This is a genomic window from Chitinophaga sp., from assembly GCF_035761305.1.
Taxonomy (GTDB): Bacteria; Bacteroidota; Bacteroidia; order Chitinophagales; family Chitinophagaceae; genus Chitinophaga.
Genome location: NZ_DASTRI010000102.1, coordinates 1 through 23,777, shown reverse-complemented (window position 1 = coordinate 23,777; position 23,777 = coordinate 1). Strand labels below are relative to the sequence as shown.

General features: G+C 48.8%; 23 protein-coding genes and 1 tRNA gene. 13 read left to right on the top strand and 11 right to left on the bottom strand.

The window, feature by feature from the left end:
* Nucleotides 1-63: 63 nt before the first annotated feature.
* The gene (locus tag VFS25_RS09195; RefSeq protein WP_326461838.1) at nt 64-675 is read right to left on the bottom strand and encodes a DUF4142 domain-containing protein; all 612 of its coding nucleotides are present in this window, start codon (nt 673-675) and stop codon (nt 64-66) included.
* A 142-nt stretch (nt 676-817) separates the two neighbouring features.
* Here VFS25_RS09195 and VFS25_RS09190 point away from each other — a divergent pair, with 142 nt between their 5' ends.
* Both VFS25_RS09190 and VFS25_RS09185 read left to right on the top strand, forming a co-directional pair.
* Nucleotides 818-1,675 carry an alpha/beta hydrolase gene (locus tag VFS25_RS09190; RefSeq protein WP_326461837.1) on the top strand — a complete coding sequence of 286 codons (858 nt, stop codon included), beginning with the start codon at nt 818-820 and terminating at the stop codon, nt 1,673-1,675.
* Nucleotides 1,676-1,727: 52 nt separating this feature from the next.
* Nucleotides 1,728-2,330 carry a hydrolase gene (locus VFS25_RS09185; RefSeq protein ID WP_326461836.1) on the top strand — a complete coding sequence of 201 codons (603 nt, stop codon included), beginning with the start codon at nt 1,728-1,730 and terminating at the stop codon, nt 2,328-2,330.
* 17 nt (nt 2,331-2,347) lie between these two features.
* Here VFS25_RS09185 and VFS25_RS09180 read toward each other — a convergent pair whose 3' ends face one another.
* A complete protein-coding gene (locus VFS25_RS09180) occupies nt 2,348-5,047 on the bottom strand; it encodes an alpha-L-rhamnosidase (protein ID WP_326461835.1) in 2,700 nt (899 codons plus the stop codon).
* Nucleotides 5,048-5,256: 209 nt separating this feature from the next.
* Between VFS25_RS09180 and VFS25_RS09175 the strand changes: the two genes are divergently transcribed.
* Nucleotides 5,257-7,044: a sensor histidine kinase gene (locus tag VFS25_RS09175; RefSeq protein WP_326461834.1), complete on the top strand. Its 1,788-nt coding sequence runs from the start codon at nt 5,257-5,259 to the stop codon at nt 7,042-7,044.
* A 34-nt stretch (nt 7,045-7,078) separates the two neighbouring features.
* Here the strand turns inward: VFS25_RS09175 and VFS25_RS09170 are convergent, their stop codons facing one another.
* From VFS25_RS09170 to VFS25_RS09160, 3 genes are all read right to left on the bottom strand, one after another.
* Nucleotides 7,079-7,753, bottom strand: coding sequence for an alpha/beta hydrolase (locus VFS25_RS09170; RefSeq protein WP_326461833.1), 675 nt, complete (start codon nt 7,751-7,753; stop codon nt 7,079-7,081).
* Between the two features lie 250 nt (nt 7,754-8,003).
* Entirely contained in the window at nt 8,004-9,131 is a 1,128-nt protein-coding gene (locus tag VFS25_RS09165) for a site-2 protease family protein (protein ID WP_326461832.1), read from the bottom strand.
* Between the two features lie 49 nt (nt 9,132-9,180).
* Nucleotides 9,181-10,011, bottom strand: coding sequence for a hypothetical protein (locus VFS25_RS09160; protein WP_326461831.1), 831 nt, complete (start codon nt 10,009-10,011; stop codon nt 9,181-9,183).
* Nucleotides 10,012-10,196: 185 nt separating this feature from the next.
* On the opposite strand from VFS25_RS09160, the gene VFS25_RS09155 reads away from it, so the two are divergent.
* A complete protein-coding gene (locus VFS25_RS09155) occupies nt 10,197-12,167 on the top strand; it encodes an amylo-alpha-1,6-glucosidase (RefSeq protein ID WP_326461830.1) in 1,971 nt (656 codons plus the stop codon).
* Nucleotides 12,168-12,335: 168 nt separating this feature from the next.
* Entirely contained in the window at nt 12,336-13,016 is a 681-nt protein-coding gene (locus tag VFS25_RS09150) for a DUF6766 family protein (protein ID WP_326461829.1), read from the top strand.
* 21 nt (nt 13,017-13,037) lie between these two features.
* On the opposite strand, the gene VFS25_RS09145 is transcribed toward VFS25_RS09150, so the two are convergent.
* Complete coding sequence (locus VFS25_RS09145; protein WP_326461828.1) at nt 13,038-14,042, bottom strand: DUF6528 family protein; 1,005 nt, start codon at nt 14,040-14,042, stop codon at nt 13,038-13,040.
* 165 nt (nt 14,043-14,207) lie between these two features.
* On the opposite strand from VFS25_RS09145, the gene VFS25_RS09140 reads away from it, so the two are divergent.
* Together VFS25_RS09140 and VFS25_RS09135 are read left to right on the top strand one after the other, a co-directional pair.
* Nucleotides 14,208-15,023, top strand: coding sequence for an FkbM family methyltransferase (locus VFS25_RS09140; RefSeq protein ID WP_326461827.1), 816 nt, complete (start codon nt 14,208-14,210; stop codon nt 15,021-15,023).
* 490 nt (nt 15,024-15,513) lie between these two features.
* On the top strand, nt 15,514-16,251 hold the full coding sequence (locus VFS25_RS09135) for a hypothetical protein (RefSeq protein ID WP_326461826.1): 738 nt from the start codon (nt 15,514-15,516) through the stop codon (nt 16,249-16,251).
* An 87-nt stretch (nt 16,252-16,338) separates the two neighbouring features.
* Here VFS25_RS09135 and VFS25_RS09130 read toward each other — a convergent pair.
* Nucleotides 16,339-16,412 (bottom strand) — tRNA-Arg (locus VFS25_RS09130).
* 188 nt (nt 16,413-16,600) lie between these two features.
* Here VFS25_RS09130 and VFS25_RS09125 point away from each other — a divergent pair.
* Nucleotides 16,601-17,074: a 23S rRNA (pseudouridine(1915)-N(3))-methyltransferase RlmH gene (locus tag VFS25_RS09125; protein ID WP_326461825.1), complete on the top strand. Its 474-nt coding sequence runs from the start codon at nt 16,601-16,603 to the stop codon at nt 17,072-17,074.
* 35 nt (nt 17,075-17,109) lie between these two features.
* Entirely contained in the window at nt 17,110-17,733 is a 624-nt protein-coding gene (locus VFS25_RS09120) for a rhomboid family intramembrane serine protease (protein WP_326461824.1), read from the top strand.
* A gap of 4 nt (nt 17,734-17,737) precedes the next feature.
* Here the strand turns inward: VFS25_RS09120 and tilS are convergent, their stop codons facing one another.
* Both tilS and VFS25_RS09110 read right to left on the bottom strand, forming a co-directional pair.
* Nucleotides 17,738-19,078, bottom strand: a complete 1,341-nt coding sequence (gene tilS, locus VFS25_RS09115; RefSeq protein ID WP_326461823.1) for a tRNA lysidine(34) synthetase TilS — start codon at nt 19,076-19,078, stop codon at nt 17,738-17,740.
* Between the two features lie 35 nt (nt 19,079-19,113).
* A complete protein-coding gene (locus tag VFS25_RS09110; RefSeq protein WP_326461822.1) occupies nt 19,114-19,425 on the bottom strand; it encodes a hypothetical protein in 312 nt (103 codons plus the stop codon).
* Nucleotides 19,426-19,501: 76 nt separating this feature from the next.
* Between VFS25_RS09110 and VFS25_RS09105 the strand changes: the two genes are divergently transcribed.
* From VFS25_RS09105 to ispE, 4 genes are all read left to right on the top strand, one after another.
* A complete protein-coding gene (locus VFS25_RS09105) occupies nt 19,502-20,242 on the top strand; it encodes an electron transfer flavoprotein subunit beta/FixA family protein (protein ID WP_326461821.1) in 741 nt (246 codons plus the stop codon).
* A 79-nt stretch (nt 20,243-20,321) separates the two neighbouring features.
* Nucleotides 20,322-21,287 (top strand): electron transfer flavoprotein subunit alpha/FixB family protein, encoded by a 966-nt coding sequence (locus VFS25_RS09100; RefSeq protein WP_326461820.1) that lies wholly within the window; start codon nt 20,322-20,324, stop codon nt 21,285-21,287.
* Nucleotides 21,288-21,464: 177 nt separating this feature from the next.
* Nucleotides 21,465-22,067: a bifunctional nuclease family protein gene (locus tag VFS25_RS09095; protein ID WP_089911661.1), complete on the top strand. Its 603-nt coding sequence runs from the start codon at nt 21,465-21,467 to the stop codon at nt 22,065-22,067.
* Nucleotides 22,068-22,090: 23 nt separating this feature from the next.
* Nucleotides 22,091-22,900 (top strand): 4-(cytidine 5'-diphospho)-2-C-methyl-D-erythritol kinase, encoded by an 810-nt coding sequence (ispE, locus tag VFS25_RS09090; protein ID WP_326461819.1) that lies wholly within the window; start codon nt 22,091-22,093, stop codon nt 22,898-22,900.
* A 9-nt stretch (nt 22,901-22,909) separates the two neighbouring features.
* Here ispE and rplT read toward each other — a convergent pair whose 3' ends face one another.
* Together rplT and rpmI are read right to left on the bottom strand one after the other, a co-directional pair.
* Complete coding sequence (rplT, locus tag VFS25_RS09085) at nt 22,910-23,254, bottom strand: 50S ribosomal protein L20 (protein ID WP_326461818.1); 345 nt, start codon at nt 23,252-23,254, stop codon at nt 22,910-22,912.
* Between the two features lie 39 nt (nt 23,255-23,293).
* Nucleotides 23,294-23,491, bottom strand: coding sequence for a 50S ribosomal protein L35 (rpmI, locus tag VFS25_RS09080; protein WP_149839551.1), 198 nt, complete (start codon nt 23,489-23,491; stop codon nt 23,294-23,296).
* Between the last annotated feature and the right edge of the window lie 286 nt (nt 23,492-23,777).

Genomic DNA, 23,777 nt, shown 5'->3' with positions numbered 1-23,777 from the left:
ATAAGCAAAAAAAACGGCAGGTTTGCAAAAGCAAGGCCTGCCGTTTTTTTTGTTATCCTGCTATTATTTTTGACTACCTCTTTTGCTGTTATTCATCATTTTCCGGTTGTTTTCCTGTATGATCTGGGCAGAGTCCAGGTGAGTGCGTAAAGTAGGCAGCGTAGTGGCTGCAAATGATTTCAGATCGGCATCTTTCAGGTTATTGGATGCTTTCTCAAACATGTCCACATCTTCTTTGTGGTCGTCCACCATCATATCTATATAAGCTTTGTCAAAATCGTCGCCGGTCTTTTTCCGCAGTTCATCCATATGTTTCTTCTGCTCGTCGCTTACGCTGTCAGGCAGGGTAATGTTCTTGGAGGCAGCCAGGCTTTTCAGCTGGTCATTCGCCTTGGAGTGATCTGTTACCATCATTTGTCCGAAAGCTTTTACCCGTGGAGAGCTGGCGTTTTCCTGTGCCAGCCTGCCCATTTGTACTTCCATCATACCACCGCTCGCAGCCTTTACAGCAAATTCTGATGATTCATTATCCACAGGTGCAGTTGCTTCATTTACATTCTGCGCACTGTCTACACTATCTTTATTTTGATTGGTACCGCCGCCGCAGGACTGCAGCATCCAGGGTAGCGAGATGGCAAGAAGTAAGCTGTTCCATTTTTTCAGTACTCGTTTCATAACTAATTGTTTTGGTGAGTGATGAGTTTATGCCTGCATATTGAACAAAAAGGGTACCGAAGCGCTAAAGCGGGTAATTGCAGCTAAGCCATTACCTGCAAATAACATTAAATTGTATTTTGTATGGAATAAATTCCACTTTATGAAACAACCCTTATGGCTATTTTGCATCATTATGAGCAGTTTTTCCAGCATGGCCCAGGAGCATCCTGTTATTCATTTATGGCCGGGATCGGTACCGGGAGAAACCGCTGCCAAGCATGCAGCGGTGCCTACACCGGATTCAAGCAGAAACGTGATACGGCTTACAGATGTAACGGATCCTATACTTACCGTATATACGCCCAAAGCAGGGGCAACGAACCTGCATACCGGTATTGTGGTGTGCCCCGGCGGCGGCTACAGCATACTGGCTATTAACCTGGAAGGTGATGAAATTGCACAATGGCTGTGTGGTATGGGATATACCGCTTTTGTATTGCAATACCGGGTGCCGCAAAAAGAAAAGGGCGCCCTGCAGGATGTGCAAAGGGCCATACGTATTGTGCGCAGCCGCGCCCGGGAATGGCAGCTGGGCACGCACGTAGGCGTACTGGGCTTTTCGGCCGGTGGCAGCCTGGGCGCGCGTGCCGCTACACTGTATGAGCAGCATAATTATATGCCGGTAGATGAAGCAGACGCCCTCTCCTGCCGGCCCGACTTTGCAGTGCTGATTTACCCCGCTTACCTTGACAGAGGTCCGCAACACACATTAACGCCTGAGCTGGCGGTAAATGAAAAAACGCCGCCCATGTTCCTGTTTGCCACTGCCGATGATGCCCATAGCAACAGCGCGCTGGTAATGGCAGGCGCTTTACGCAGTGCAAAGGTGCCTGTAGAACTACACCTGTATGCCCAGGGCGGCCATGGATATGGTTTACGGCCAGGCAACCCTGCAGCCGAAGTATGGCCGGCGCTGGCCGGAAAATGGCTCAAAAAAATGACAGCTGCCTTACGGTAACGTGTACACAATTATGCAGCTGAACTTTTAACTTTAAGGAAATCACCTTAGCATGGAAATATTACCATTAGGAAGGACGACATTCGGCGATCCGGCGAATGCCGGCAATGTGCTGTCGCGGGAAGAAGCAAACGCCCTGCTCCAGGAATGGGTAAAGAACGAAAAGCTGCAGCTGCACATGCGGCAGGTAGGCCACCTGATGCGGTGCTGGGCAGTAGAAAATGAAAAGCTGGACGAAGCGGGGCAATGGCGCTGGGAGCTGGCCGGCCTGCTGCATGATGCTGACTGGGACCTGTGGCCGGAGCTGCACTGCCGTAAAATTGTAGCGGAGCTGGAACGCCGGCAGGTAGACCCCGAAGTAATACATGCCATTGCCTCCCACGGCCACCGCTACTTTGGCGTAGAGCCGGTAACCAATATGGATAAGATGCTGTACGCTTTTGACGAGCTTTCCGGCCTGGTACACGCCTACTCTCTTATGCGGCCCGGCGGCTATGCCGGCATGGATGTTAAAGGTGTAAAGAAAAGGCTGAAAGAAAAGTCCTTTGCAGCCAATGTATCACGGGAAGATATACAGGACGCCTGCAACCGCGCCGGCATTTCACAGGATGAGCTGATTGCGTTTGTAATAGCCAACCAGCTGCAGCTCCCTTAATTATTCATTCTTAATTATTAATTATCCCGTAACTCAAATAAATACCGCCCGGCTGGTATTTCGTAGCTGTCTTTGGCTGGTAAAGGTTTGCCGTCCAGGTAGATCTTTTTACCGGGTATGTTGCTGAAACGTACGGTGGCGGTAGCGTTGGCAGGAACGGTTGCAGTGTATACTATTTTGCTGCCGTCTTTTTTCCAGCTGGAGATAATGTTGCCATATGGTCCGCAGTGGGATGACTCAAAATGATCCAGGCCATCAACAAAATGTGGTTCCAACAGCACATGTTTAAAACCGGGCTGCAGCGGGTCGGCCTTTATGCCGCCAATACCCTTGTACAGCCAGGCGCCGATTTCACCAAACATAATGTGGTTAAGCGACAGGTCGGACTTGGCGGTTATATCCCAGTTCTCATACAGGCTGGTAGCGCCGTTTACGATCCACCAGCCCCAGGAAGGATAGGTTTCCTGCGATGCTATACGGTAGGCCACATCTGCAAACCCATGATCGCTTAGTGCGCCAAGGATGGCTTTGGCGCCAAGGATGCCTGCATCCAGGTGGTAGTTATCCTGCTTTACCCTTTCGGCTAAATTGGCGGCCACCTTGCTTTCCATGCCGGCCGGCACCAGTCCCCAGTATAAAGGCACACTCAGTTCTGTTTGGTAACCTTTATCATACATGCCGGTATTTTTATCCAGGTATTTATTATTGAATGCGGCTTTAATTTTCCGGGCCAGCGCACTGTATTTTTCTGCGTCTGCCTTGTTATTGAATAATGCCGCAGCTTTGGCCAGTATATTCACGTCGGTATAATAATAAGCAGTAGAGGTAAATTCTACCGGCGATTTTGATTTTACCGGTACCCAATCGCCCAGGCCCCAGGTGGTAAGTCCTGTAGGGTACAGGTAGTTGATATGGTCAACATAGCGTTTTATATTTTCATAATTATCCCTGAGCGCTTTGCTGTCGTTATAAAACAGGTACAGGTTCCAGGGTATAATGGCAATGGTGCTGGTCCAGTCGGGGCCGTTGCCCCATTCATATCCCCAGCCGCCGGTAGGAATAATGGAGGGCAGCACGCCGTTGGGCTGCTGTTCATCGCGGTGGTCGGCCATCCATTTTTCATAAATGGTAATGCCATCAAAGTTATACAGGCCGGTTTCGCTGGCAATGTGCGCATCACCGGTCCAGCCGTTCTTTTCACGCTGCGGGCAATCCGTGGGATAGCCGAAAAGGTTAGAGAGGTAAGAAACATTGGTGGCTGCCCATATTTTATTAATAACCGTATTGGATGAGCTGATATGCCCAACCGGCGCAACATCGCTATGCATGAAATAGCCGGTAAGGCTTTCTTTGCTGAGATGCAAAGGTTTATCTGCGCTTACCTCCACATACTGAAAACCTTTATAGTTAAAGCGGGGCATAAAGGTTTCCTCTCCCTTGCCTTTTAAAATAAAAATGTCGGTCTGGAAAGGATCGGTATCATCAGTGGGGCGGTAATGAACGTTAATGTTTGACTGGTCGGCCCGCCCGGCCTTATCCAGCTTTTCGGCATGTTTCAGGCGGATGACCGTACCGGCTTCGCCCTTTACAGTTATCCGGCTTACGCCTGCAATGTTGCGGCCCAGGTTAAACACGTATACATTGGCGGCGGGCTGTGTGATGCTTTTGGCCGGCACTTCCTCCACGGCGCGTATGGGCTGCAGGCTTTGCGCAACAATATGCTGTGACGGGGCAGCCCGCAGTGTTACAGCCTCCCAGGCAGTGTCAATAAAGGCGGCAGTATTCCATCCCGGCTGTTCCAGGCGCGCATCGTAATGTTCCGCGGTATAAATGCTGTTAAATATCACCGGGCTTAATGCCGTTTTCCACTGCTTGCCGGAGGCAATGGTTTCCGTAGAGCCATCTGCGTAGGTAATGCGCAGGTCAAGGCAAAAGGCAGGCCGCGCGCGCCAGGGCGCCAGGTGAAAATACCATACGGCGGTAGACTGGTGGTTGTACCAGCCATTGCCCAGCAGCACGCCAATGGCATTATCGCCCTGCTGCAATTGTGCCGTTACGTCGTGGGTCACGTACAGCGTGCGCCTGTCAAAACGGGTATACATGGGGTCCAGCCGGTGATTACCGGTTTTGCTGCCGTTAATGTACAATTCATATAAACCAGCTGCTGCTATATATGCCCTGGCTGAACGGATGGGTTTATGAATGCGGAAGGTGTTACGGAAATACGGCGCTGGCTTTTCTGCTATGCCTTTGCCATCACTGATCCAGGCGCCTTTCCAGTTGCTCATTTGCATCATGCCGGTTTCAAAGCTGGCTATGCCGGACGCCGGGAGCTTTTTACCGCCCCTGCCCCATAGCTGCACCTGCCAGTAATATTTGGTAAAGGGCTGTAATGCTTTACCGGCATATGTTACCAGGCTGGCTGCGGATGTGGTTTTTGCCGTGCGCCAGCAATCGGCCCGGCCTGCGGCCACCGCGGCAGAGTCTGTGCCTACAAACAGCTGGTAAGCGGTTTGCAGGGCGCCCCTGCTGGTATCGTCCATTATCCACGCCAGGCGGGGTGCAGGATTATCAATACCTAACGGCTGCATGAGATGCTCACAGGTTAATTGGTCCGGCTTTGCATTTTGCCCGTGGGCGCGGGTAATGAAAGCAAAGTTTGCTGCAACAATAAAAAGAAAGATGGCCGTCTTTATCCTGTTTGAAGTACTGTTCATAGCTTTTTTCGGTGTGCAATGATTACGCGCCTTTAAAGTAATATCCAGGCGGCATTTTTTATAATTTTTCAGCGCGTTATGTGTTGAGTGGTGTATGTTCAGCATATGAAATGACTTTGTCAAAACGGGTATTTTTCATTTACTTAGCATTGCCGGCAATGTGATTGCCTGCACCGCTAATTCCACCTTCTATAAGCAGATATTGAAAAATGGCTACCTCTACTTTCATACATCTTTTGTCCTTCCCCAGGCGCTTGCTTATCTACTATATAACCATCTTAATCGGATTAATAGCTATCGGCATATTCTTTTACCGCAACATTCAAACTTTTCACAGTACCGCAGAGTTGCTGAAGCATACGCAGGAAGTGATTAATGAAACGCATGTGCTTACCGCCCTGACCAAAGACCTGCAATGGGAAAGCAGGAATTTCCTGCACACGGGCGATACCGCTGCCTTAAATGCTTACCGGCATGTGAGAAAAGTAATGGATGCCACTGCCGACACGCTGGCAGCGCTAATTGCAGATAACCCGGTACAGCGGGTAAACGTTGCTGCTTTACAGCACCAGCTGAATAACCTGAAAAATTTCAGTGCGCAGGCCATCAGCCGGAAAAACCAGCTAGGGTACTCAGATGCGGCATTTAATGCCGATGTTAAACAGCTGATAGCATTCCGCCAAACTATTGCCGGCCAGGTAAACAGGATCGTGAATGTAGAAAAGCACCTTATAACCCTGCGGGAAGCAGCTAAAAACCGCAGCATGGCAACAGGCAGTAAAATTCTTATGGCAGCAGGGGCCCTTGTATTTTCGCTGCTTTTATTGTCGTTCTTCACTATTTATCATCATTTCCAGGGCAGACAGCAGGCGGAAAAGATTGTTTCTGAAAGTGAAGCCCGGTTTCAGCTGCTGATTAACAGCATAAAAGATCTTGCCATTTTTATGACAGACCGTGAAGGAAACATCCTGAACTGGTATAAAGGCGCTTTCAACTTAAAGGGGTATCAGCATGAGGAAGTGATCGGGGCAAATATTGCCATTTTTTATACGCCCGAGGACATTGAAAAAGGCGAGCCGGCATACAACCTGGAAATGGCCCGAAAGCAGGGCAGCTATGAAACCGAAGGGTGGCGGGTACGCAAGAACGGGTCGCGGTTCTGGGCCAATGTACTGATAACTGCCATTTATGATGCAGCCGGCAAGGTGCAGGGATTTGTGAAAGTAACCCGCGATTTTAGCCTGCATAAAAAAGCTGAAGAAGAAAAGCAGGCTGCGCTGGAAAAGGAAAAGCAGCTAAACCGGATGAAATCAAACTTTGTTTCCCTGGCCTCCCATGAGTTCCGTACGCCGCTAAGCACCATACTTTCCTCTGTATCGCTGCTGGAGCAATACCGCAGCACGGAAATGCAGCATAACCGGGACAGGCATATTGGCCGTATTAAAGCGTCGGTGAGCGATATGGTAGCCATCCTGGAGGAGTTTCTATCCCTGGAGAAAATAGACGAAGGCAAAGTAGATGCTAAAAGAGAATACTATAATATCAGGGAGCAGGTAAGCCGGGTATGCGCGAAATTTGCAGCTGCTGCTACCCAATCCGGCCATGTTTTTATAACAGCGCATCATGGAAGCGATGTAGTGTTCCTTGACAGGATATTTACGGATCACATTTTAACCAATCTTATATCCAACGCCATCAAATACTCCCCTGCGCAAAGCCATGTATATGTTTCTACCTATACAGATGCAGAAAGTGTAAAGCTGGTTATTAAGGACGAAGGCATAGGCATATCGCCGCAGGACCAGCAGCAATTATTTGAAAGGTTCTTCCGCGCATCCAACGCCAGCCATGTTAAAGGCACCGGTTTGGGCTTACACATTGTTAAACGCTATGTAGACCTGCTTGACGGCCACATAGCGGTGAAGAGCGAGCTGGATAAAGGCACCGAGTTCATTGTTGTAATACCGGTTGAACGTTCTGAAGCAGCCGCCTCTTAGCACCTGAAGGCTTGTTTAAAGACGCGGAACCATCTTAGTGTACCTGCGGCGCGGGCTGGGGCAAGGGTACCTTCAGGTAGTGGTTGAACCAGTTAATGGCATTTTCCATCACCAGCGACATAGCGTTATTTTCAACAAACAGCTGTCCTGCCCCTTTTATCTCCAGCAGCTTTTTACGGCACTGCAGCTTTTCAAAGGCCTGCTGGCTGTGGCCCAGGGTATCGGCGTCCAGTGTTCCTGCTATCAGCAGCACAGGTACCTCAATATCCGGTAGCAGGTCCGCCGCCATATCGGGCCGGCCGCCCTGGCACACAACTGTATGTATGTGCGGCAGGCCACAGGCAGCCTTTAGTGCGGCAGCTGCGCCGGTGCCTGCTGCAAAATAGCCCATGCTTAAATGTGCGGCAGGCTTGTAGTATTCCAGCCATTTTGTAATGCCCGTAAGGCGGCGGGTAAGCAGCTCAATATTGGTGCGGGTATAATAATATGCCGCATCTTCCTCATTCGTTAAAAGATCCACCAGCAGGGTGCCAAAGCCACGCAGCTGCAGCTGATGCGCTACCTTCTGATAACGCCGGCTGTACCGGCTGCGGCTGCTGGCCAGGCTAAAGATCACGATGGACATAGCGCCTTCCGGTACAGTAAGCACTGCCTCAAGGGTTACCTTACCCACCGGGATGTGTATGGTATCATGAAAAAAGCTTTTCATAAAAAAAGTTGAATGGTAAAAATTGTAAACTTAACCAGGTTATGTGCAGGCAGCTTTAAAAGCTGTGCCTGCCATGCCGCCACACCTGTATTATAATGCCATGCTACTATTGAGATGCAAAAGTATAACAGCGTTATGCTTCCTGAAATGATTGCGGGCAGCTGAACGGGTGATTGCGGTCAGGAGCTGTTCTCCGGGTTCATTATGGGGCCGGCAATGTTCTTTTTCATGGCTTGTTATTTTTATTGAATTAAAACTGCTGCAGCATACGTGCTACCGCGCCACGCTGGTTTTGGGTTTTAGCGCTGGTATCATGTATGAGCAGGTATTCTATAATACTGTCCAGGTTCAGAATGCCGGCCAGCCTGTTGCCGCACATTACCGGCAAAGCAGCGGTCCGCTGCTGCACCAGCTGCTCAACTACCTCATCGGCCAGGCTGTTTTCATCAAGCGTTTTGGGCGGCGCGCTTATTAACGCTGCTACCGGTTTATGGTGCCATCCCTGGGCCAGCGCATGCAGCAGCGTATTGCGGTCAGTTACGCCGGCCATGCCCTGGGGGCTGGTTATTACAAAGTATTGATGGCGCCCCGGTAAAAATTCTGCTGCCGTTGCCTGTATGGAAAGATTGTGCGGTATAGTAGTATAATCCCGTATAATAAATTCCCTGAGCTTTATCCCTTTTACGGCGGTGCGCAGGTACACCAGCTGTTCCTCAGCAGCATCGGCCAGTATAATCAGAACGCCGATAAATGGCAGCAGCAGGTTAAAGGAAAACAGGCCGGTTATAATAAACGCAGCAGCAATAATGCGGCCTGTGAGTATGGCTATCGCCGTAGGGCGCCCGTTATGCAAAAACAGGCCCAGCAGCCCGCGCAGCACCCGGCCCCCATCCAGCGGAAAAGCCGGAATGAGATTGAAAAGCGCCAGCATTATATTAATGGTATGAAGGTATAGCAGCAAGTTACCAGGCTGAATGTTATTAATAATAACAGCCGTTTTCCAGAACGGTACATAATAGGGAATAAAAGGCAGCAGCAGCGCTGCTATTACTAAATTCACCAATGGGCCGGCCAGGCTGATGAGCATTTCCTCCACGGGCCTGCCGGGCAGCTTTTCCATAATGGCCAGGCCGCCTATAGGATATAAGGTAATGCTCCTGGTTTTTATATGATAATATGCGGCAACCAGCACATGGCCCAGCTCATGCAGCACCACGCAGGTAAATATGGCCGCTATGCCCAGCAGGGCCCACATTACCTGCGCCATACCGGCGCCGTTTGCCATTTGCACAACCAATATCCAGGCTATCAGTAAAGTAAAGGTCCAGTGCAGGTTCACCTGTACGCCCAATATTTTTATGAGCCTGATCTTTTTCATTCCTGGTGTTTTGGGGTGACCATGAGGATATTGTTACACACCCGGTGTATCAGCCGTGGGTAATAAAAACGGGATGTGGTACGGCGTTTACTACCGCGTTGGCATGGCTGGGCGCAAACAGGTTAGATAGTATACCCCTGCCATATGCGCCCATCACCACAAATACCCGTTGTTTTCCCAGGAGATAATGCAGTAACCGTTGCCGGGTGTTCCTGCTTTCTAATAATATAAACACCGGATCAGTGTAATGTGTTCGCAGCCATTCCTTTAATTTGTATTTATCACCGATAGTTTTTCCGGGCGGCGTAATGCCCAGGATAACAGCTTTGCGGTTGCGCAGCTGCGGAAAAAGCTGTGTGAATTGTTTAATGGCAAAGGCCGCGGAACGGCTGTTGTTATAGGTAAAAACAATTTCGTCAATCTCTTCAAAGTGCGCCGGGGCTATTACCACCGGGCATTCAGACAATCTTAGCACCTCCCTTACAAAGCCCGTGGGCGTACGCTGCTCTCCTTCTGTAAAAGAGGTGCCGGAGTCAATAATAATCAGGTCGGCATACCTGCTTTCTTCAATTACTTCAATTATAGGAATGCCCCGGTCATGGTGCACGGCGTAATTAACACCCCTTGCTGTACAGGCTTCTTTAAAATGCCGGATATTATCCTCACTGTAAATTTCCTTGATCTCTTTTACGCTTTTGCCCGGCAGGTCGGCGCCAATGGCCGTTTCCAGCAGTCTTTCCTTTGAACGGACTTCGTTCTCCAGGTTTTCCAGGAAAGCGCCGGTTAATTTTGAATGAGTGAGATTACATAGGAAACAGGCAAAATCCAGGCACTGCATATTCATCTGCACCGCATCTGTTACATATAGTATCTTTTCCATACAACCAAGTTTGAGGTGTAGGTTTGGCCGCTGTTATTAATTCCCGCACAAAAATGATGCAATACTTAATGCCGGGAAACACCGCGGCCGCCGCATATTTGCCGGTTTGTGACGCATATTATTGCCGTAGTACTGTATACGGTCATATATTTGGTGGAGTTAATATTCCTGAGAATAAACCTGCCATGTCTGCTACTACCCTTTTTTCACCACCTGCCAATGAAGGCATCAGCGCCGGCCCCGAGGCTGCCGTTGCGCATGAATACCTGGAAGTGTCCGGTTCCGGCGCGTACAGCGCGGCCACCCTTTGCGGCTGCAACACCCGTAAGTACCATGGCCTGCTGGTAGCCACACTGCCGCAGCTGCAAAATGAAACACATGTGCTGCTTTCCTCCCTGGATGAAAAAGTGCTGAGCGAAGGCGCTACATGGCAGCTGGCTACCCACCGCTATACTGGCGTGTATTACCCGGAAGGGTATTGCTGCATCCGCAACTTTTCGGCCAGTCCTTTCCCGGTATGGACCTACAGCATAGGCAATGCGTTGCTACAAAAAGAGCTGCTTTTCATGCATGACCGCTCCACGGTGCTCGTTCGGTACACACTGCTGACTGCGCCTGCCGCGGTAACGCTGCTACTCACGCCTTTGCTGGCCTGCAGGAACTTTCACAGGCTGACTGTAAAAAATGCCCAGGCCGACCATCATTTCCGCCCCCTGGCCAATGGCATTGAAATAACGCTGTATAAAGATTATCCATCCCTTTTCATGCAGCTCTCCGCCCCTGCAGGCTATGTGCACGGGCCCGACTGGTATTACGGCTTTGAATACCCCGAGGAGGAGCGCAGGGGTTATGATTTTCACGAAGACCTGTACACACCCGGCCATTTTGAGCTGGCGCTGCAACCCGGGCAATCCGTTGTTTTTGCAGCAGGGCTGGAAGGATTGCGCACAGGTGATTTTGACGTTTTGTTTAGCCGGCTGGCTGCTGAAAAAGAACGGCCGGAATCAATGGAAGACTACCTGCGCAAGGCTGCCGGGCAATTTATTATTCATAACAGTAACACTGCCTACGTTAAGGCTGGTTACTACTGGTTCGACTCCTGGGGCAGGGACACCTGTATAGCATTGCCCGGCTTAACCCTGCTTACAGGTAATGCCGCTGTTTTTACCCTGGTAGCAGACAACCTGCTGAAGGGGCTTAAAGACGGCCTGCTGCCTAATTATGGCAGCAGCAGGGAAGCAGCGTATAATACCGCCGATGCATCTTTATGGCTGGTGTGGGCTATACAGCAATATGTTTACCTGGGCTATGGAGAGGCGGCTGCTGTGTGGAAGAAGTACCGGTCAGCCTTTATGCAAATACTGGCGCATTACCGGCAAGGCACCCATTACGGCATTCAAATGGATGCAGACGGGCTGCTGAAAGCTGGTGCAGATGGCATTGCCCTTACCTGGATGGATGCAATAGTGAATGGCGTGCCGGTAACACCCCGCCGTGGCAAGGCTGTTGAGCTGAATGCGCTGTGGTATAATGCCGTTTGTTTTTGCCTGGAGCTGGCGCATGCCGCGGAAGATAATGCCTTTGAAAATGATTGGGCGGCTTATCCCGGACAAATAGCAGCCGCCTTTGTAAGCTGCTTCTGGGATGCCGGTAAGCGATACCTGGCAGATTGTGTGCAGGCAGAAAATAAAGACTGGTCTGTACGGCCTAACCAGCTGTTTGCTGTTTCGCTCCCTTACTCCCCATTAAGTGCGGCTATACAACAGGCTGTAATGGATAAAATAAAGCGTGAGCTGATAACGCCCAGGGGCCTGCGTACCTTATCCCCGCTTGATCCGTTGTACTGCGGCCATTATGGAACCGACCAGCCATCGCGCGACAGGTCGTACCACCAGGGAACGGTTTGGCCCTGGCTGCTGGGGCATTTTGCAGATGCCTGCCTGAAAGTATACAAGCAGGCCGCCCTTCCCATGCTGGAAACCCTGTATACAGGCATGGCACCTGTATTGCAGGAAGACTGCCTGTATACCATCCCGGAAATTTTTGACGGCGACTACCCGCACAAAGGCGGCGGGGCGGTAGCGCAGGCCTGGAGCGTGGCAGAGCTGATACGCATGAAAAGTATTATTGACGCTTATAAAATAACATTAAGATAACCCCTCTCCGATGCCGTCCGGCGCCGGCTATCCTTTTCATAAATTGTTTCTTTCGCATAAACCGCTATTCGTTCGCGCGTGGTAATGATAATTATTGATACTACACCATTGCCCTGTAAATGGCTTGTGTTTTGCGGTTAGACAACCAGTGTACGCAATAACCACTATATGAAAAATAAACAAACCTCATTCTTTTACCGGAACGGCCTTAGTATTATACTGCTTTTCTTAATGTTATTATTCTGGTTTTGCCAGTTTGTTGCAGGCTGGAAAGACCATAACCACGAGCTGGAGGAACACGGCCTGGTAGCATTATCCGCCGGCCAGTACCTGCTTAGCGGACACTTTGCTTCCGCCACGTTTGAGAACTGGGAAAGCGAATTTTTACAAATGTCTATTTATGTAGTGCTTACCATCGGCTTCCGTCAGAAAGGTTCTTCCGAATCCAAGAAGCTGGAAGGAGAAGAAGGCGCCGGTGAAGAGGATGTAGATAAAGAGCCGCAACCAAAGCCCGGTGCTCCCTGGCCGGTACGCAAAGGCGGGTTCTGGCTGCTGCTTTACAAAAATTCGCTTTCCATTGCCCTGGCATTGTTGTTTTTGCTGTCTTTCATCCTGCATTTTAGAGGCAGCCTTAAGAGCTATAACGAGGAGCAGGCCATGAAAGGCGAGCCGCCGGTGGCGGCAGGAAAATATTTCGGCGAAGCGCATTTCTGGTTTGAATCTTTCCAGAACTGGCAAAGCGAGTTCCTGGCAGTTGCGTCCATTGTATTGCTTTCCATATGGCTGCGGCAAAAAGGATCGCCGCAATCCAAGCCAGTGGACGCGCCGCACAGCCAAACAGGCGATTAACATTACGGGCACGACAATGCCTTAGCGGCATTGCTTCATGCTATCATCCGCCGGATAGCTGAAAGGGTTATTTATAAACCAGCGCGCCTTGTATATTTTCAGCCCGTTTTGATGAAAAACAGTTTTCCCCTTTGCATCTATCACCTCATCCGTCCACCAGCTGGTTTTAGGCCGGATAATGATCACCGGCAGCGACGCCGTTGCAGAGGAAACGCTTTTGATATTTTTTTGCAGCACATCGGCTTGCGTAACCTGTTTTGTATCGGGGTTAACAGTATAAACATGCGTGGTATTGGTAAGCCACAGGGCATTGCCGCCATGAACAGGAAAAAGATCATGCGCTTCTGTTCCGGGGAGGCTGGCGGAATCCTTTAAGGTTAATGCAGGCTGCCGGCAGTTAAAATTATAGGTAAAAGTCAGCAGCTTATTCATACCGGCCGTCCACAGCACCTGGCGCTGCTGGTCCCATACTACGTTATGGGCGAAAGGTACCGTGTAATTCCTGTGGTACACTTGCTCCGGCGCTTGCGTGGTATCAACTTTGAAAAGGGTGAGGTAGTTGCCGGTGCTGGATGCACTCACAATATTTCCGTCAGGCAGCAGCTCCGCAGAATGTGTATTACCGCCTGCATAGGCATAGAACACTGTTTTTTTGTCGGCAATGCGCACCAGCGCAACGCCGCCGCCGGAGGCTGTTATCAGCAGGTACCTGCCGTTGTACACCGGTTTCACATCGCTGGTATTGGTGAACCATTTCAAATGCGCCGGCTTTACATTGGATTGCGCCGGCCTCCATTCCCAGATGATCTGCTGCGCATCCAGGTCTACGATAGCCGCACGGTTAAACAATTGTTCCGCCAATACAATGCACCTGGTGCAGTTGGCCACCGTAACCGGCTGCGTTGTACCGGTTGTATCAGGATTGGCAATCCTGTTTGCTATGCCGGCCGGCGTAGCCTGTTCTTTGGCGTGTGCAGTTATACAAAACAGGCTGCTGCATAATATCCAGGTAAAAATGTTCTTCATATCGTTTGCTGTTGTTGCTTTTCCGGTAATTGATCCTGTAAATGTAGCCTCAATATTTTTTTAGTGCAATACTGTATTGGTTTAATCAGATTATTTGGTTAGATTGTTTAATATTCCAGCTCCTATTAACCGGCATTTCCCCATCACCCCCAAACCAGCAACACTATGCCTTCAATTAAACAACTCGCCAAAAAGATCCCCATGATGCAGGCTGCCTATTCCCGTGGCAGGGACATTTACTACCAGCTACGTGAACGGCAGCTTTTCCGGAATTACCCGCAATACCAGCAGGCGCTTCAGAAAAAGGAGAACGGACGCATGATCTTAACCACCCGGGACGGGTTAAAGATCTGTATCCGCCAGAATATCTGGGACGCCCGCATTGTGAGGGAAATATTTATTGAAAAGCCCTACCTCCGTTACTGCACATTGGCTGAAAACCCTGTTGTGATTGATATTGGCGGGTATATCGGCGATTTCTCGCTGTATTGCGCGCGGTACCTCAATGCTTCCCGGGTAATTGTTTACGAACCTACACGGGAGAACTACGAAGTGTTGTTGAAGAATATTGAGCTGAATGATGCCGGCAGGATCATTACGCCGGTTAACAAGGCAGCCAGCGTATCGGGCGACCTGGTGCTGAATGTGCAATCGCTGAATGATAATGAAATGCATGTTTCGGCCTACTGGTATGAGGGCTGCGAGCGCAGGGTGGTAGAAAGCGTTTCCCTGGAACAACTGTATGCCAGCCATCAGCTCACGCATGTAGATCTTTTGAAAATTGATTGTGAGGGCGGAGAATATGACCTGTTGCCGGAGGTTCCGGATGCTATCCTCGACATCACCCGCAATATTGTTTTTGAATTTCACCAGGTAAACGGCTATGAGGAAAAGCTTAACCTTATCCGCAAACGTTTAAAGAACGCGGGATTTACGCTGTTTCAACGCGGCATTATTATATCGGCGTGTAAGCCGGCGTAATAGAAAAATTGCCGGCACAGCCGGCATTTAATTTTGCGGTTATTTTTTTTGCAGCCACCATCCAGCCGCCTATCCAAAGCATCCATTGGATGGCAAGGGCTGTTTTTTTATATGTTCCGGGGTATCAAACTATACAAACAGTTCTGCACATAAGTACCTGCCTTAAACGCAGATTCATTCACATGCAGCCTGCTAATGTTTGCTTTGCCGGCAGAATTGTTTTTACCAATAAAGTAGTACGATAATTACTATGCAACGAAACATGAAAGGGTCTGCAAAGGTGAGCAACGGTTTGTATAAATATGCTCCTTTGGATTTAAAGATTTGAAAACCGCAACAGCTATACCTTCTGAAGGTAGCTGTCAATTTGTATATTAAAAATTAATTAAATACATTTAGACGTCCCTTTTTAATGTAGCATCTAAAGCATAACGACGAAATCAATACTATTATAATAAACAGCAAATAGAAATCGAAACAAGAAAGTAAAATGGAGAATAATAGTTTGTACAAACAATATCTTAATAAAGGGAAAGAAACAGTAGTGTGGAATAAAATACTGTCGTTAAAAGAGCAGGTATTTGAACCTCAGTATTTGCCTGATGTATTATTGATACTTGAAACTATGATGGAAAGGGCCGCATATAATTTTGGGATTCTTGTTGAAGCGTTACCGGATTATGGATATGTATTTGAAAATATTGAAGATATAAATCCTGAATATAATATTTTTCAAAGAAGGGGTAGTAACGGTAGCCTGTCATTAGACCGAATAAATAGCCTGTACAATATTTATGGTCATATTCCGTACTCGCTGGCGTATTATTATAAAACGATAAAAGAAGTAGATTTCAGAGGGAACTTTCCCCATTGGGATGCTCCGTTTTATTTGGACCAGGTATATATTTATTCTTTTGAGGTTTTTTTGGAAATTAACTCCATCTCCTTTTTAGATGATAAAGACCAGCATTTTGCCCTGATTTCACCGGACGAATTTGTCAAGGAAAATGTTAGTGGCAGCATGGGTTACGGTGTGCTGTTATCACAAAAACAGATGTTGGATGCCCCTTTAATAAATTTCGGCAAGGAGCTGCCGTTTATTGATTATTTGAGGCTCTGTTTCAAATGGTGCGGTTTGGTTGGATTAGCGTTCTATGAAGCTGAAGAGATACCCGCCTTTATTACCGACATGATTGATGCAATAAGACCTGAATTAATGTCGATTTAAAGAAACCGCATCCCGATCTGCGATCGGGATGCTCCACTCACTTGAACCCATAAAAAAAGCCTCAACTTTCGTTGAAGCTCTTTTTTGTGACTCCGTCAGGATTCAAACCTGAAACCTTCTGATCCGTAGTCAGATGCTCTATTCAGTTGAGCTACGGAGCCATTCCCTTTTTTCAACTACCGGCCGTGTGACCGTTTGTTTGATTGGGATTGCAAAAGTAGGAGTTTTTCTGAAACAAACAAATAGTTGCATAGAAATTTCTGCAAAATTCTATTAACCAGTACTTTTACACACCTGTAACAGCAGCGCCAGGCCGTTGTTGCAGCCGGAAATTATACAAGCAAAAAGCATGAAGATACAGCTTTGGAGCATTGGCAAAGAAAACGATCCTTACATTCGGGAAGGCATTGCGGTTTACCAAAAACGCCTGCAGCATTATGTAGATTTTGAGCTGCGCCTCATACCCACCGTTAAGCAGGCGGCCAGTCTTTCCATCCCTGAATTAAAAAAGCAGGAAGCCAAAATTATACTGGACCTGCTGCAACCCCAGGACTACCTGCTGGCCCTGGATGAACACGGTAAATTAATGACCACCCTGCAGTTGGCCAACTTCCTGCAACAGCGTACCAACGCTGCTACCCGCCAGCTGGTATTGCTGATCGGCGGCGCCTTCGGACTGGATGACAGCGTGCTGCAGCGTGCGCAGGGCAAGCTCTCCCTCTCTCCCCTCACCTTTCCCCATCAGCTGGTACGGCTGATTATGACAGAACAGCTATACCGCGCTTATTCTGTGCTGCACAACGAGAAATATCACCATCAATAGCTACATTTACATTTTTTAAACCGGACAGAACTTTTATGATGACGTTAAGCTTAGTGATCATTATCATTACCTGCATTATCTCTATTACCGCCTTTAACCGGCCGGATGAAATAGATAAGCTGAGCATGTGGCCATATATGGTGAGGGAACATAACCAATACTACCGCTTTATTACAGGGGGCCTGGTGCATGCAGACTATATGCACCTGGGCTTTAATATGCTTACCCTTTGGTTTTTCGGAAGGAATATAGAAATCATATTTCAGCAGCTGTTCGGCAACAAAATATATTTCCTGTTGTTTTATGTGCTGGCGCTGATCGTTTCTGATATTCCATCCTACATACGTCACCGCAACAATTACAGCTACCGCTCCATTGGCGCATCGGGCGCTGTATCTGCGGTGGTATTTGCAGCTATTCTTTTCCAGCCCTGGGCTACTATTCTTGTATTTGTAATACCTATGTGGGCTATCCTGTACGGCGTGCTGTTCCTGGGCTATTCCGTTTATATGTCGCGCCGCGGCGGGGATGGCATTAACCATGATGCGCACTTCTGGGGCGCCATTTTCGGGGTTTTATTTCCGCTGGTGCTGAAATGGGATGTGGTAGTGCCTGTTTTCATGTACCAGATCACGCATTTCCCTGGTTTTGGAAGATGATTTTTCAGGCTGTCCATTCAAGGTACAGCACTTCCCTGGTACGGTCTGTTAGCTTAAAGCGGTCATCTATCCGCATGCCTACTACCCATACAATGCGTTTGGCCGATTCCAGCACCCATACTTTTTCTTTCTCGGGCAGGGAAAGTTTCTGATCAATAAAAAAGCGGCTGAGCTTTTTCTTTTTAGCCATGCCCAGCGGATAAAAATAATCGCCCTGTTTCCAGCGGCGCAGCAGCAGCGGATAGTGCAGGTGCTGCTTGTCCAGGCAGGCAATGTTGACGGCAGCGGGTATGGTTGTCAGCGCGGCCTTATCCTGCACGCGCAGCTTTAAATGTCCGCCATCAGCATGTACATGCGTATGCTCCGGCTCAATTACCACAATGCCTGTTTGCTGCCGGGCAACGGGTGTTATAAGCAGCCATTGCCTGTTGCGCAAAATACGATGCGTAGCAGTATCTACATACCGGCCCGATTCGCTGTCGAGCAGCTCCAGCACCTGGCTTACCTGTGCCGGCGTACAACCAAAGGCCTTAAACACCTCATGAGCAATAGTGGCCAGGGGAACGGTTTTCCGGAGCTTCAGCACCGGTATCATCCAGGTATCTCCTTTTTGTTCCAGCAATCTTTTCCGGTGGTGTTCCACTGCTTCCTGGTACAGCAGCTCCGCCTCCCGCAACCGGTCAATAGTAGCAGCCATATTCGGTATGGCGCCAGGGAAAGCCTCCTTAACAGGCGGCAGCACATGATGCCGGAAGAAATTGCGTGTATATTTATCCGTTATATTGGAGCTGTCCTCTACAAATAAAAGCTGCTGCGCACTTATGTAATCCTGCAGCGCCTCCCTGGGGGCAAACAATAACGGGCGTATAATATGGCCCTGCCGGGGTAAAATGCCGTGCAGGCCGGCCAGGCCGGTACCTTTGGCAAAATTCATCAGCACCGTTTCCACGTTATCCTGCATATGATGGGCAGTGGCAATAAAGGCATAACCATGAGCTTTACGGGTATCTTCCAGCCACTGGTAGCGCAATTCGCGTGCAGCCACCTGAACGGATATACGCTGCTGTTCCATGTAGGCGCCGGTATCAAATTTTATTACGTGAAACGGCACGCTGTACGCGGCAGCCAGCTGTTGCACAAATTGCTCGTCGCGCACAGATTCTGCGCCCCGCAGCTGAAAGTTACAGTGCGCTATGGCAAATGAAAAGCCGGCTGTATGAAACAGGTGCGTCATTACCACAGAATCGGCTCCGCCGCTTACGGCCAGTAAGATCGTTTGCCCGGTTGTAAATAAATGTTCCTGCTGAATGTATTCCCTGAAACCTGTAAGAAGGTCTTTTTGCATAAAATTATTTGATAGTTAGATGGTGTTGCGGCACCTCAGTACATGAGGTCTTCATAAGCAGCCTGCAGCTCGTTATACGCGTGTTTATCCTTTGCTTCCCGGGCCATGGCCATACCTTTTTCGTAAGTAGCTGCGGCCAGTTCCTGCTCCCCTGCCCTTTCCAGCAACTTACCAAGATGGTAATAGGAGCCAACATAAGATGGCTCATGCTGCAACAGTTCCTCAAACAGCGCGCGCGCAGCAGCATCATCCTCCAGCTTTATATATTCCAGCGCCAGTGCGTGCTTCAGAAAACTATCGTCAGGGCTGCTTTCCAGGAAGGCTTTTAGTTTAGAGATCCGGTCCATTGTTGGTTTTTATTAGTTAACCAATATCCGTTATATTTGCTGATAGCGCTTTTTCCAAACCAAACAGTTTTAGGTTATGAAGATTTTAGTATGTATCAGTAAAACGCCGGATACCACTGCAAAAATAGCTTTCACGGACAATAACACGAAATTCAGTGAAGCCGGCGTACAGTTCATCATTAATCCCTACGATGAGTGGTATGCGCTGGTACGCGCGCTGGAGCTAAAAGAAACGCAGGGAGCCACCGTGCACCTGGTAACAGTGGGCGGCGCCGACACCGAACCGGTGATCCGCAAAGCCCTGGCCCTGGGCGGTGATGAAGCCTTCCGTATAAATGCGGATAGCCAGGACAGTTATTACATTGCATCGCAAATTGCCGCCCATGCAAAACAGCAGGGGTATGACCTCATTTTTACCGGGAAAGAAACAATTGACTACAACGGTTCATCCATAGGCGGTATGGTAGCAGAGCTGCTCGATCTGCCCTTTGTTTCCATTGCAGCTAAATTTGAGCTGAGCGGTACAACAGCCACCATTAACCGGGAAATCGAAGGCGGTGAGGAAATAGTGGAGGTAGCGCTGCCGGTAGTAGTATCATGTCAGAAAGGAATGGCGGAAGCGCGCATTCCCAACATGCGGGGCATTATGGCCGCCAGAACCAAACCCTTAACTGTAGCAGAGCCTGTTGCTACCGAAACCCTTACCAGCATTGTAAGCTTTGAGCTGCCGCCGGCCAAGGCAGGCGTTAAGCTAATCCCCGCTGACAATGTAGAAGAACTGGTAAAATTATTGCACGAAGAAGCGAAAGTGATCTGATTTACGATTTTTAAATTTAGTAAGTCCACGTTCCTCGCTGCATCAATCGTAAGTCAAACCTCTTAAATCGTAACTCAACATGTCTGTTCTAATATTCGCGGATCAATCCCAGGGAAAGATAAAAAAAGCTGCTTTTGAGGCCGTACAATATGGGGCCAAAGTTGCACAGCAATCAGGTACAACGGCCACGGCTATAGTTTTAGGCGAAGTAGATAATGCAGAGCTGGCCGCTTTGGGCAATTACGGCGCGCAAAAAGTGCTGCAGGCCAGTGGCGCCAGGTTAGGTGAAGCAGACAGCGGCGTGGCTGCCAAAGTAATTGTAGCCGCAGCCAACCAGGAAGATGCACAGGTAATCGTATTCTCCCATAATTTTGACGGCAGGGCCATTGCTCCCCGGGTAGCTGCCCGTTTGCAGGCAGGACTGGTAACCGGGGCTATTTCATTACCAGCCACCGCCAATGGTTTTGTGGTGAAGAAAACAGTATTTTCCGGCAAGGCCTTTGCGAATGTAAACATAACCTCTGCCCGGAAAGTGATCACAGTAATGCCTAATACCTTTGCCCTGGAACCTACGGATGCCGCAGCCACTGTGCAACCTTTTGAAGCGCCGGTAAGCGATGCGGATTTCAAGGTAAAAGTAAGCAAGGTAGAAACGGTAAGTGGTGACGTGCCGCTGACAGAAGCAGAAATTATAGTAAGCGGCGGCCGCGGGTTAAAAGGTCCCGAAAACTGGGGCATGGTAGAGGACCTGGCCAAGGCGCTGGGCGCCGCCACCGCCTGCTCCCGCCCGGTGGCCGATTCCGGCTGGCGTCCGCATCACGAGCACGTAGGCCAAACCGGCTTAACGGTGCGTCCCAATCTGTATATTGCCATTGGCATTTCCGGCGCCATACAGCACCTGGCAGGTGTAAACGGCAGCAAGGTGATTGTGGTAATCAATAAAGACCCGGAAGCGCCTTTCTTTAAAGCAGCAGATTACGGCATTGTAGGCGATGCATTTGAAATAGTGCCCAGGCTTACAGCAGCCGTTAAAAAACTAAAATAATAAGTTGATAGTTGGTCACAGGCAGCCCGGCAGCATTTACTTTAAACGGTTGGTTGTACCGGCTTTGCCTGTGAGCAACTGAACAAACCGCCGGCTTATTTTTTAGATCAGGAAATATTTTTCTAACTTCACGGTCTTACAAAATTATCAGCCGACAACGCGAGATAGATAACAGATATGAGAAAAATAGAACTGGAAATAGTTGCTTTATCACACAGCATTACGCAAACACACTCATACGCCGTAGTATTGGGAGAAGTGAACGGATTGCGGCGCCTGCCCATTGTGATCGGGGGCTTTGAGGCGCAGGCCATAGCCGTGGCGCTTGAGAAAATGCAACCCAGCCGCCCTTTAACGCACGACCTGATGAAGAATTTTATGAATGCTTTTAATATTGAGCTTTCGGAAGTGGTCATCAGCAACCTGCAGGAGGGCATTTTTTACTCAAAACTGATCTGTCATAACAACGACGAAACCATAGAAATTGATTCCCGTACTTCCGATGCCCTCGCATTGGCCGTACGTTTTGGCTGCCCCATTTATACCTACGAGAATATCCTCAACAGCGCCGGCATACTGCTCGACGATCCTACCGGAAAAAAAGTGAACAAGCCTACCACGCCCACTATTTCAGAACATGAAAAAGGTGCGGAAGACGACCTGAAAGCCATGAGCGTGGAAGAGCTGAGCACATTGCTGCAGGACGTGCTGGAGCAGGAAGATTATATCCGCGCCATTGCCATCCGCGATGAGATCAACAGCCGGAAAGCAGGCCGGTAAAAATCCATCCACCCGCTTAATACATGATCGTTTTTCCCAATTGCAAGATCAACTTAGGGCTGCACATCCTGCGGCGCCGGGCCGATGGGTTCCATGACCTGGAAACTGTGTTTTACCCGGTACCGGTAAACGATGCGCTGGAAGCGCTATCTCCCGGGCAGCTGCAGTTCAGCAGCAGCGGCATTGCCATACCAGGTGAAGTTACAGATAACCTTTGCCTGAAGGCCTGGCATTTACTGAAGCGTGATTTTCCTGAGCTGCCTGCTGTAAATATTCACCTGCATAAACATATTCCTATAGGCGCCGGCTTAGGCGGCGGCTCTGCCGATGCTGCGTTTATGCTGCAATTGCTGAATGATAAATTCCGTTTAGCGCTTTCTGCCGAAAAGCTGGTTTATTATGCTGCGCAGCTGGGCAGCGACTGCGCTTTCTTTATCCGTAACCGGCCCTGCTATGCCACCGGCCGTGGGGAAGTGCTGGAACCCATAGCAGCAGACCTTAGTGGTTACTCACTGCTGCTCGTTTACCCGGGCATTCATGTGAACACCGGTTGGGCTTTTAGGCAAATTACGCCTGCAGTGCCGGCGCGGCAGCTGCGCGAAAGCATATTGCAGCCGGTAAACGAATGGAAAACGCTTATCACCAATGATTTTGAGGCGCCGGTTTTCCGTGCGCATCCTGTACTGGGAGCAATAAAAGAAAAGTTATACGAAGCAGGGGCGGTTTATGCAACTATGAGCGGCAGCGGATCTGCCATGGTGGGCATTTTTCCTAAAAATAAAATAACCGGCATCGTGTGGGACGCCGGCTATCGCGTATTTGAAATGATCTGAGATGCGTGATTACTTTACAGAAGCCACCAGGCTTTTGAAAGTGGCGGGTTCATTCATTGCCAAATCTGCCAGTACTTTCCGGTTCAGGTCAATGTTCTTTTCAGACAGTTTGTGAATGAATTCAGAATAGGTGATACCTTCGGCGCGTACGGCAGCGTTGATACGTGCAATCCACAGCTGGCGGTAGTTCCTTTTCTTCAGCTTACGGCCTACATAGCTGTAGGTAAGCCCTTTTTCCAATACGTTTTTAGCTACGGTATATACATTCTTTCTTTTACCGTAAAAGCCCTTTGCCTGTTTTAATATTTTCTTCCTGCGGGCCCTGGAAGCAACGGCGTTTACTGAACGAGGCATATGCTGCTTTTTTGATCAGATTAATAAATTAGATTATAATTAACGAAGACAAAGCAGCCGCTTTACCAGGTTCAGGTTGGCGTCAGCAACCAGCGTGCTGCCTCTCAGGCTGCGTTTTCTTTTGGTAGCTTTTTTGGTCAGCAGGTGGCTTTTAAAAGCCTTGTACCTTTTGATCTGTCCGCTCCCGGTCACTTTGAACGTTTTCTTTGCACGGGAATGAGTCTTTACTTTAGGCATCTTACGTCAAATTTGGTCTGCAAAGGTAGGGAAATAATTTTAACATAAACCAATCACTTCAAATAATTTATCCACCTCCACATTCCCCATTGACCATGTGGATAACTTTTTAACACTTTTTTACAATTTTTTGGGCCCCGGTAAATAATTGACTATCAAACCTACCTCCTGACTTTTTGTGGAGTAACACGTTTGTGTAGATGTCGTTTTGGCATATACACATTTTTTATTTTCTATATTATTACTAATTTTAATCTTAAAATAGTATCATATTTTAGCCGTATCA

What these genes read in the sequence shown, in the direction of transcription:
- VFS25_RS09195 (WP_326461838.1), bottom strand. Translation starts at nt 675, where the DNA reads ATGAAACGAGTACTGAAAAAATGGAACAGCTTACTTCTTGCCATCTCG.
- VFS25_RS09125 (WP_326461825.1), top strand. Translation starts at nt 16,601, where the DNA reads ATGAAGATACAGCTTTGGAGCATTGGCAAAGAAAACGATCCTTACATT.
- VFS25_RS09160 (WP_326461831.1), bottom strand. Translation starts at nt 10,011, where the DNA reads ATGGAAAAGATACTATATGTAACAGATGCGGTGCAGATGAATATGCAG.
- VFS25_RS09100 (WP_326461820.1), top strand. Translation starts at nt 20,322, where the DNA reads ATGTCTGTTCTAATATTCGCGGATCAATCCCAGGGAAAGATAAAAAAA.
- VFS25_RS09175 (WP_326461834.1), top strand. Translation starts at nt 5,257, where the DNA reads ATGGCTACCTCTACTTTCATACATCTTTTGTCCTTCCCCAGGCGCTTG.
- VFS25_RS09170 (WP_326461833.1), bottom strand. Translation starts at nt 7,753, where the DNA reads ATGAAAAGCTTTTTTCATGATACCATACACATCCCGGTGGGTAAGGTA.
- VFS25_RS09145 (WP_326461828.1), bottom strand. Translation starts at nt 14,042, where the DNA reads ATGAAGAACATTTTTACCTGGATATTATGCAGCAGCCTGTTTTGTATA.
- VFS25_RS09165 (WP_326461832.1), bottom strand. Translation starts at nt 9,131, where the DNA reads ATGAAAAAGATCAGGCTCATAAAAATATTGGGCGTACAGGTGAACCTG.
- VFS25_RS09190 (WP_326461837.1), top strand. Translation starts at nt 818, where the DNA reads ATGAAACAACCCTTATGGCTATTTTGCATCATTATGAGCAGTTTTTCC.
- VFS25_RS09150 (WP_326461829.1), top strand. Translation starts at nt 12,336, where the DNA reads ATGAAAAATAAACAAACCTCATTCTTTTACCGGAACGGCCTTAGTATT.
- VFS25_RS09120 (WP_326461824.1), top strand. Translation starts at nt 17,110, where the DNA reads ATGATGACGTTAAGCTTAGTGATCATTATCATTACCTGCATTATCTCT.
- VFS25_RS09135 (WP_326461826.1), top strand. Translation starts at nt 15,514, where the DNA reads ATGGAGAATAATAGTTTGTACAAACAATATCTTAATAAAGGGAAAGAA.
- rplT (WP_326461818.1), bottom strand. Translation starts at nt 23,254, where the DNA reads ATGCCTCGTTCAGTAAACGCCGTTGCTTCCAGGGCCCGCAGGAAGAAA.
- tilS (WP_326461823.1), bottom strand. Translation starts at nt 19,078, where the DNA reads ATGCAAAAAGACCTTCTTACAGGTTTCAGGGAATACATTCAGCAGGAA.
- VFS25_RS09110 (WP_326461822.1), bottom strand. Translation starts at nt 19,425, where the DNA reads ATGGACCGGATCTCTAAACTAAAAGCCTTCCTGGAAAGCAGCCCTGAC.
- VFS25_RS09095 (WP_089911661.1), top strand. Translation starts at nt 21,465, where the DNA reads ATGAGAAAAATAGAACTGGAAATAGTTGCTTTATCACACAGCATTACG.
- rpmI (WP_149839551.1), bottom strand. Translation starts at nt 23,491, where the DNA reads ATGCCTAAAGTAAAGACTCATTCCCGTGCAAAGAAAACGTTCAAAGTG.
- VFS25_RS09185 (WP_326461836.1), top strand. Translation starts at nt 1,728, where the DNA reads ATGGAAATATTACCATTAGGAAGGACGACATTCGGCGATCCGGCGAAT.
- VFS25_RS09140 (WP_326461827.1), top strand. Translation starts at nt 14,208, where the DNA reads ATGCCTTCAATTAAACAACTCGCCAAAAAGATCCCCATGATGCAGGCT.
- ispE (WP_326461819.1), top strand. Translation starts at nt 22,091, where the DNA reads ATGATCGTTTTTCCCAATTGCAAGATCAACTTAGGGCTGCACATCCTG.
- VFS25_RS09155 (WP_326461830.1), top strand. Translation starts at nt 10,197, where the DNA reads ATGTCTGCTACTACCCTTTTTTCACCACCTGCCAATGAAGGCATCAGC.
- VFS25_RS09180 (WP_326461835.1), bottom strand. Translation starts at nt 5,047, where the DNA reads ATGAACAGTACTTCAAACAGGATAAAGACGGCCATCTTTCTTTTTATT.
- VFS25_RS09105 (WP_326461821.1), top strand. Translation starts at nt 19,502, where the DNA reads ATGAAGATTTTAGTATGTATCAGTAAAACGCCGGATACCACTGCAAAA.